Annotated in this window: 6 protein-coding genes and 1 rRNA gene; 5 read left to right on the forward strand and 2 right to left on the reverse strand. The window is 68.2% G+C overall.

Translation table 11 applies throughout. The features are described from left to right. Together rrf and AB0305_RS21795 are read left to right on the forward strand one after the other, a co-directional pair. Positions 1-96: ribosomal RNA gene (rrf, locus tag AB0305_RS21790) — 5S ribosomal RNA — on the forward strand; the annotation flags it as partial. 202 nt (positions 97-298) lie between these two features. Beyond that, complete coding sequence (locus tag AB0305_RS21795; protein WP_364138845.1) at positions 299-787, forward strand: hypothetical protein; 489 nt, start codon at positions 299-301, stop codon at positions 785-787. A 147-nt stretch (positions 788-934) separates the two neighbouring features. Here AB0305_RS21795 and AB0305_RS21800 read toward each other — a convergent pair whose 3' ends face one another. Together AB0305_RS21800 and AB0305_RS21805 are read right to left on the reverse strand one after the other, a co-directional pair. After that, positions 935-1969, reverse strand: coding sequence for a LacI family DNA-binding transcriptional regulator (locus tag AB0305_RS21800; RefSeq protein WP_364138843.1), 1035 nt, complete (start codon positions 1967-1969; stop codon positions 935-937). A gap of 2 nt (positions 1970-1971) precedes the next feature. After that, positions 1972-3708, reverse strand: a complete 1737-nt coding sequence (locus AB0305_RS21805; RefSeq protein WP_364138841.1) for a glycoside hydrolase family 13 protein — start codon at positions 3706-3708, stop codon at positions 1972-1974. A 334-nt stretch (positions 3709-4042) separates the two neighbouring features. On the opposite strand from AB0305_RS21805, the gene AB0305_RS21810 reads away from it, so the two are divergent. From AB0305_RS21810 to AB0305_RS21820, 3 genes are all read left to right on the forward strand, one after another. Beyond that, the gene (locus AB0305_RS21810; protein WP_364138839.1) at positions 4043-5347 is read left to right on the forward strand and encodes a maltose ABC transporter substrate-binding protein; all 1305 of its coding nucleotides are present in this window, start codon (positions 4043-4045) and stop codon (positions 5345-5347) included. 124 nt (positions 5348-5471) lie between these two features. Then, positions 5472-7133, forward strand: coding sequence for an ABC transporter permease subunit (locus tag AB0305_RS21815; RefSeq protein ID WP_364138837.1), 1662 nt, complete (start codon positions 5472-5474; stop codon positions 7131-7133). Next, positions 7130-8128 (forward strand): sugar ABC transporter permease, encoded by a 999-nt coding sequence (locus AB0305_RS21820; RefSeq protein ID WP_290258786.1) that lies wholly within the window; start codon positions 7130-7132, stop codon positions 8126-8128. Before AB0305_RS21815 ends, AB0305_RS21820 begins: the two co-directional genes overlap by 4 nt. Positions 8129-8298 lie beyond the last annotated feature (170 nt).

Here is an 8298-nt window from a genome sequence, read left to right on the forward strand (position 1 = left end):
GAAACGCCCGGTCCCATTCCGAACCCGGAAGCTAAGACCCACAGCGCCGATGGTACTGCACCCGGGAGGGTGTGGGAGAGTAGGTCACCGCCGGACATAATTTAGCGGCTCAGGCCCCGACACTAAGTGTCGGGGCCTGAGCTCTTTAACGGCCACAGCAGCAACGACGTAAGAGCCCCTCCCGTTGAGCCTGCTCTGGAGCCGGCAGCAACGGCGTAGGAGCTTACGCTGAGCTGGCTCTGGAAGCAGGATTATGCACGGGGTGGCGCCATCGACTGCCCTAGTAGAGTTGATGCCCATGGATAACCTCTTCAGCCACGCAGCTGCCGCCCCAGAGCCCGGGCCCTCCGAGGGTCTTGACCCGTTGGTGTGCACCGTCGTCGTACCCGGCGCCGTCGCCAGGGCATTCGTGGGTTTCACCGAGCACACGCACCTGTGGTGGCCGCTCGAGGAGCACGGCGTGTACGGGGCCGGATCCTACGTGGAGTTCGAGGAAAGCCTGATCCTGGAAACCGCGGACGACGGCCGCACCGCCATCTGGGGGACCATCGACGACTGGCAGCCCCCTCTCTCCTTCCACGCCAGCTGGCACCAAGGAACCCAGGCGCTGTGGTCCACGGAGATTCGCGTAGCGTTCCGGGCTGTGGATGCCGGTACCGAGCTCCGTCTGGTTCACAGCGGATGGGAAGGCGCAGAACACCCGGCAGTGACCCGTGACGAGTACGAAGGCCTCTGGCCCATGTTTCTGCAGCGCTATGTCCGGTTCATGGGCGGCGACCAGGGCTAACGGGGGCGTCCCCGTACCATCCTCCCCAGTTACTCGCCCAAGCATCACGGGAAGGAACCTAGGAAGGTCCACAATCCGGCCGCTGCGGTTGAGTAAGTGCTCGGGCTGCTGGAGTAACCGGGCAGGAACGTACGCCAGCCGGCGGTATTAGTGCAGCGGAGACGCGTCGGCCGGGGGCACGGCCGTGCTGGAGCGGATGACGAACCGGGTGGGGTATTCCATGTCCGCCGCGGCAGGCTCCCCGCCGCCGCCCTCTAGCCCCTCCAGGAGGCGCCGGACCGCGAGGGCACCCTGGCCGCGGGCATCTTGGTCGATGGTGGTGAGGCCGAAGACCTCGCCCAGCTCGTGGCCGTCGATGCCGATCACCGAAAGATCCTCAGGAACGCGAAGCCCGAAGTCGCGGGCCGCGAGGATGGTGCCGATCGCCATCTCATCCGAGGCGGCGAACACCGCCGTCGGACGCTCAGGGGAGCTCCCCAGCAGTTGCCGGGCGCTGGCGTAGGCGCCCTGGATGGTGAAGTCGGCGGAGACCAGCCACTCCGGCCGCACGGGAAGGCCGGCGCCGTGCATCGCTGCCGTGAAACCTGCCTGGCGGGTGCCCGGCAGCCGGAAGTCTTTGTCGTAGGCGGCGTCTCCGGTCATATGCGCGATCCGGCTGTGCCCCAGCTGGATCAGGTGCCGGGCGGCAGCCTCCGCCAGGCCCGAGTCGTTGATCCGTATGGTGGGAGCCCCGGGGAGGGGGCCGCCGATGCCAACGATGGGCCGGTGGATGGCCAGCAGCTGCTGGATTTCGGCCTCGCTGAGCTCCAGGGACACCGCAATGACCGCGTCCACCCGCTTGCGCAGCAGGAAGTCGTTCAGGACGCTGTGCCGCCGCTCCTCGCCGTCACTGACGTTGTACAGCGTGAGGTCGTAGCCGGCGTCGAGCAGGGTGGCCGAGACGCCCTCCACCACCGCCGAGAAGAACCAGCGGTGCACGGACGGAACCACGACGCCGACGTTGTGGTTCCGCCCGGACGCCAGGCTGGAGGCATGGTAGGAAAGCACGAACCCGAGTTCCGCGGCCGCGGCCTGGGCCAGCGCGCGGCTGCGGGGAGAGACATTGCCCTTGCCGCTCAAGGCGCGTGAAACGGTGGCGATGGAGAGGCCGGCCCGTTCCGCGACGTCCTTGATGCCGGGCATTTTCAGCTCTCCGTGTCCTCGATGTAGATTTCCAGCCAAACAGTTTCCCCTGAGCCTAACTGATGCTCCGGGGCGTTCATGCCGGCGGCTTGGGAGCTGCGGAGCAGCACGGTTCCGGCGGGCAGGTCGAGGGGTTCGTGGCCCACATTCATCAGCACCGCGACGGTGCCGTTCAGGTAGCCCAGCGAGGTGTCCGTGGACCAGTCCTCGAGCCAGGCCAGGGAGCCCTCGCCGAGGCGCAGCTGCCGGCGCAGTGCGAGCATGTTGCGGTAAAGGTTCAAATGCGACGACGGCGAAGCGGCCTGGGTGTCCCGGGCCAAGGCGCCGAAGCTTTCCGGCTGGGGCAGCCACGGGTCCGCGCCGGAGCCGAAGCCGTTGTTCGGTTCGCCGGCCCGCCACGGCAGCGGCACACGGCAACCGTCGCGGCCCAGCCGCTCGCCACCGGTCCGCCCGAAGGTGGGGTCCTGGCGCTGGTGGTCGGGGATGTCGATGCCGTCCGGCAGGCCGAGTTCCTCGCCCTGGTAGAGGTATGCCCCGCCGGGCAGGCCCAGCATGAACATCGTGGCGGCGGCGGCGCGGGCGCGGCCGAGCTCGGCGTTCGGCTGGGGATCGGCGGGACCGATGCCGTCGCCGTCGCGGGGTGCCGGGCCGTCGTAGCCGAAGCGGGTGGCGTGCCGGACGACGTCGTGGTTGGACAACACCCAGGTGGTCGGGGCGCCGACGGCGTCCAGGGCGTTCAGGGACTCGGTCACCACGCGGCGCATGCGGTGCGGGTCCAGGCCGGCGTGCAGGTACGGGAAGTTGAACGCCTGGTGCATCTCGTCGGGGCGGACCCAGTCGGCCAGCCGGGGGAGCGGGTCCACATTGGCCTCGGCGCAAAGGATCCGGTCCGGACCGTATTCGGCCAGGATCCGGCGCCAGGCGCGGTAGATGTCGTGCAGGGCCGGCTGGCCGAACATCGGCGCCTCGTGGCCGGGGAAGCCGTCGGAGCTGTTGCCGTCGGCGCGGCCGCCCCACGCCGGCAGGCCGGGGGCCTTGACCAGGGCGTGGGCGACGTCGACGCGGAAGCCCGAGACCCCACGGTCCAGCCAGAACCGCAGGACGCGTTCGAACTCGGCGTGGACGGCGTCGTTGTCCCAGTTGAAGTCGGGCTGGGAGGAATCGAAGAGGTGAAGGTACCACTGGCCGGCCGTGCCGTCGGGCTCCGTGATCCGGGTCCAGGCCGGACCGCCGAAGTGCGACTGCCAGTTATTCGGGGGAAGCTCGCCGGACTCGCCGAGTCCGTCGCGGAAGATGAACATGTCCCGCTCCGGGCCGTCGGCCGGGGCGGCGAGGGCGGCCTGGAACGCGGCGTGCTGGTCCGAGCAGTGGTTGGGCACGAGGTCCACGATCAGCCGCAGGCCCAAGCGCTTGGCCTCGGCCATCATGGCATCGAAGTCGTCCAAGGTGCCGAAGAGCGGGTCCACGTCGCAGTAATCGCTGACGTCGTAGCCGGCGTCGCGCTGCGGGGAGCGGTAGAAGGGGGAGAGCCAGACGGCGTCGACATCCAGCTCGGCGAGCTGCGGCAGCTCTGCTGTGATACCGGCGAGGTCGCCCACGCCGTCGCCGTTCAGGTCGCGGAAGGACCGGGGGTAGACCTGGTAGATAACGGCGGACCGCCACCAGCCGGGCGTGTGGTCTGCGGCGTGCACCAGGGTCAACGGGCCGGCAAGGGCGGCGGGGACTGTATCAACTGACATGCCGGTAATCGTAAGGCCGAAGACACCGAAATGAAAACGCTTCCAGAAGTTTCGGTCACCCGCCTCTCCCGGCACCGGGGCGCCTCCGTCGGGGTAGTGATGCGAATTTGCTTGTAACGCCGGGCCAATCGGCGGCCTGAGGAGCCCTAAGGGCCAGCCGGAGGGGCCGGCGCCCGCGACACGCCCGGCAAATGCCGACTTCCCAAACCACCTACCGGCGTGTAACTTGGAAGCGCTTGCAGCTGTGAGCCACATCACCGACGATGCCACCAGGCCCGACTCGATCCGATCGGGCCTCACGTGTGGATGCAGGATCTTTATGAAAGGGACACCAATGAAGGTGCAGAACACCCTCACCACCGGCACCAGCCGCCGGGTTTTCACGGCAGGTGCCGTCTCCGTCGTGGCCGCGCTGGCCCTCAGCGCCTGCGGCGGCGCGGCAGCCACCTCCCCGGCCTCGCCGTCCGCCACGGCCAAGCCGGACCTCAAGGCCTCCGGTGCCAGCACCATCACCATGTGGGTCGACGCCGAGCGCTCCCCGGCGCTGAAGGACATCACCGCCAAGTTCCAGGCCGACACCGGCATCGAGGTCAAGCTGGTGGTCAAGGACTTCGCCGCCGTCCGTGACGACTTCATCACCCAGGTTCCCACCGGCAAGGGCCCGGACCTGATCGTCGGACCGCACGACTGGGTAGGCAAGTTCGTCCAGAACGGCGTGATCGCCCCCGTCGAACTCGGCGACAAGAAGGGCTCCTTCCAGGATTCCTCGATCAAGGCCATGACCTACAACGGCTCGGTCTACGGTGTCCCGTACGCGATCGAGAACATCGCGCTGCTGCGCAACACGGCGATCGTCTCCGATTCGGCCAAGACCATGGACGAGGTCATCAGCAACGGCAAGAAGGCCGTCGCCGACGGCAAGGCCAAGTTCCCGTTCCTGGTGGGCATGGACCCCAAGCAGGGCGACCCGTACCACCTGTACCCGCTGCAGTCCTCGATGGGCTCGCAGGTCTTCGGCAAGGCTGCCGACGGCGGCTACGACCCCAAGCAGCTCCTCATCGGCGACGCCGCCGGCGTCGCATTCGCCAAGAAGCTCGCCGCCTGGGGTGACGCCGGCGAAAAGATCATCAACTCCAACATCACCGGTGACATCGCCAAGGAGAAGTTCCTGGCCGGCGAATCCCCGTACTACCTGACCGGCCCGTGGAACGTTCCGGACGTGCAGAAGAAGGGCATCAAGTTCGCTGTTGACCCGCTGCCGACCGCAGGCGACCAGCCGGCGCAGCCGTTCATCGGCGTCAACGGCTTCTTCATCAGCTCCAAGAGCGCCAACGCCCTGGCCACCAACGAGTTCGTCACCAACTACCTCACCTCCGAGGCAGCCCAGGACTCCATGTACAAGGCCGGCGGCCGCCCGCCGGCACTGAAGGCCTCCTTCGACAAGGCCGCCAGCGACCCGGTCGTCGCGGCGTTCGGCAAGATCGGCGCCACCGGCGTCCCGATGCCGGCCATCCCGGAAATGAGCGCCGTCTGGGCTGACTGGGGTGCAACCGAACTGTCCCTGATCAAGGGCCAGGGCGACCCGGCCGCCGACTGGGCCAAGATGGCTGCCAGCATCAAGACCAAGATCGGGGGCTAGCCCCCGCCCCGGATCCCGCCGCCGCGCACAGCCGCGGCGGGATCCGGACAGCTCCGAGCCGGGCGGCACCACACCGCCCGGCCCGTTCCTGCATCACCCTGCTTCTCCCAAGGACTGAAGAGCCATGCCAGATACAGAACTCCGCGAGGGCACCGACCCCTCCGCCGCACCGCCAGCCCCTGGCGCGGGATCCCGCACAGGCAAGCGCACGGGACGGCAGGCCGGGTCAGCCCGCCGCCGCACCTCCCCGGACGGGACCAAGGGCATCATCGCCAAGATCGTCCTGCTGGGCCTGGTCGATGCGCTGGCCGTCTTCGTCCTGACCATGCTGTTCCTCAGTCACTCCTGGACTGTCCTGGTTGTCTCCGCCGTCGTGGTCCTGGCGATCAACTGGATCTACCTGCGCAAGGGCGGCCTCCCGGCCAAATACCTGGCACCCGGCGTGCTGTTCCTGCTCATCTTCCAGGTCTTCGTGGTGGTCTTCAGCGGCTACATCGCCTTCACCAACTACGGCGACGGGCACAACAGCACCAAGGATGACGCGATCTCCGCCATCCAGCTCACCGCCCAGAAGCGCGTCCCGGACTCCCCGGCCTACAAGACCTCGGTCCTGGCCAAGGGGGATTCGTTCTACCTGCTCTTCACAGACCCGGCCGGCAAGGTCTCCCTCGGCAGCACGGACAAGCCCCTCGAGGACGCCGCCGGCGCGGTCAAGGACTCCACCGGCAAGGCCAAGTCCCTGGACGGCTACCAGACCCTGAACTTCCAGGAGATCGTCGCCAACCAGCAGAAGATCCTGGCCCTCACCGTCCCCGTCTCCGCCGACCCGGCCGACGGGACCCTGCGCACCGCGGACGGCAGCAACGCCTACCAGTTCAAGCCCTCGCTGAAGTACGACGCCGGTGCGGACACCTTCACGGACACGGACAGCGGCGCCGTCTACCGCGACAACGGCAAGGGCGCCTTCGCCGCGGCGGACGGGCAGACGCTGTCCACCGGCTGGAAGATCGACGTCGGCTTCGAAAACTTCTCCCGCGCCTTCACCGACCCGAGCCTGCGCGGGCCGCTCGTGGGCGTCATTCTCTGGACCTTCACCTTCGCCATTGCCTCCGTGGCGCTGACCTTCGCCCTGGGCCTGTTCCTGGCCATCGCCTTCAACCGCGAGGACCTCAAGGGCAAGAAGGTCTACCGGATCCTGATGATCCTGCCCTATGCCTTCCCCGCCTTCCTCACCGGCCTGGTCTGGTCCGGCATCCTCAACCCGGAGTTCGGCTGGCTGAACCAGACCCTCCTGGGCGGCGCCCATATCGGCTGGCTGACGGATCCGGTGCTGGCCAAGATCAGCGTCCTGGTGGTCAACCTCTGGCTCGGCTACCCGTACATGTTCCTGGTCTGCACCGGCGCGCTCCAGTCCCTGCCCTCCGAACTGGACGAGGCTGCCCGGATGGACGGCGCCAGCGCCTGGCGGGTATTCCGGTCGATCAAGCTGCCGCTGCTGCTGGTCTCGATCGCCCCGCTGCTGATCTCGTCCTTTGCGTTCAACTTCAACAACTTCAACGTCATCTTCATGCTCACCGGCGGCGGCCCGCGCTTCGCGGACACCACACGGGACATCGGCGCCACGGACATCCTGATCACCCTGGTCTACAAGGTGGCCTTCGGGCAGGGCACCGGCCGCGACTACGGGCTGGCCAGCGCCCTAGCCATCATCATCTTCATCATCGTGGCCACCGTATCGGCCATCAGCTTCAAGCAGACCAAGGCACTCGAGGACGTGAACTCATGAACGGGCCAGCACCGCGCACGGCATCGTCGGCGACCCCGACGGACCAGGCCACCGGGACGACGGCGGAGCCGGCAACGGGGGAGGCAGCCCGCGCCACCGCCGCCGACGTCGAACGCCTCAAGTCCCTGCACCGCAGCCGCCCCTTCGGCGTCTGGTTCGCGGACAAGGGCTGGCGGCACCTGGTGGGCATCGCCGTGACCATCTTCGCGGTCTTCCCGCTGCTCTACGTGCTCTCCGCCGCGCTGAACTCCACCGGCACCCTGGTGGGCTCCAACGCCCTGTTCAGCAAGATCGACTTCGGCAACTTCACCGCCCTGTTCAACATCCCGTCCCGGCCCTTCGCCCGCTGGTTCCTGAACACGCTGGTGGTCGGCGGCATTACCTCCGCGGCCACCGTCTTCCTCGGCGCCATGGCGGCCTACGCCTTCTCCCGGATGCGCTTCACCGGCCGCCGGGTGGGGCTGCTCAGCCTGCTGCTGCTGCAGATGTTCCCGCAGCTGCTCGCCGTCGTCGCGATCTTCCTGCTCCTCAGCGGCATCTCCGAGGTTATCCCGGCCCTGGGGCTGGGCAGCCAGCTGGGCCTGATCATGGTCTACCTGGGCGGCGCCCTGGGCGTAAACACCTACCTGATGTACGGGTTCTTCAACACCGTGCCGCAGTCCCTGGACGAGGCGGCCAAGATCGACGGCGCCAGCCACACCCAGATCTTCTTCGGCATCATCATGCGCCTGGTCACCCCTATCCTGGCCGTCGTGGGTCTCCTGACCTACATCGCCATCTCCGGCGAGTTCGTCATCGCCTCCGTGGTGCTCACCGACCCGGACAGCCAGACCCTCGCCGTCGGCCTCTACTCCTTCGTCGCCCAGCAGCGCTCGGAGAACTGGGGCGTCTTCGCCGCCGGCGCCGTGATCTCCGCCCTGCCGGTCATGGCCCTGTTCCTCTACCTGCAGCGCTACATCGTCAGCGGCCTCACGGCCGGCTCGGTCAAGGGCTAGAGTGTCCGGCGCCGCTGCCGCCGGGCTCCTGCCGCACCACGACGGGTCCGCGCTCCACGCCCCTGACGGGGGGGGGCGCGGCGGCCCGGGCCGCCGGCGGCGCCGGATCCCCGTCGGGTGGGGCGCGGCGTCCCGCGGGTGGCTCCCCTCCCTGCACGCCGGCGACCCAC

The sequence above is a fragment of the Arthrobacter sp. NPDC080086 genome (assembly GCF_040702285.1).

Excerpts from the sequence above, each read along its gene's own strand:
- AB0305_RS21795 (WP_364138845.1), top strand. The coding sequence starts at position 299 with ATGGATAACCTCTTCAGCCACGCAGCTGCCGCCCCAGAGCCCGGGCCC.
- AB0305_RS21800 (WP_364138843.1), bottom strand. The coding sequence starts at position 1,969 with ATGCCCGGCATCAAGGACGTCGCGGAACGGGCCGGCCTCTCCATCGCC.
- AB0305_RS21805 (WP_364138841.1), bottom strand. The coding sequence starts at position 3,708 with ATGTCAGTTGATACAGTCCCCGCCGCCCTTGCCGGCCCGTTGACCCTG.
- AB0305_RS21810 (WP_364138839.1), top strand. The coding sequence starts at position 4,043 with ATGAAGGTGCAGAACACCCTCACCACCGGCACCAGCCGCCGGGTTTTC.
- AB0305_RS21815 (WP_364138837.1), top strand. The coding sequence starts at position 5,472 with ATGCCAGATACAGAACTCCGCGAGGGCACCGACCCCTCCGCCGCACCG.
- AB0305_RS21820 (WP_290258786.1), top strand. The coding sequence starts at position 7,130 with ATGAACGGGCCAGCACCGCGCACGGCATCGTCGGCGACCCCGACGGAC.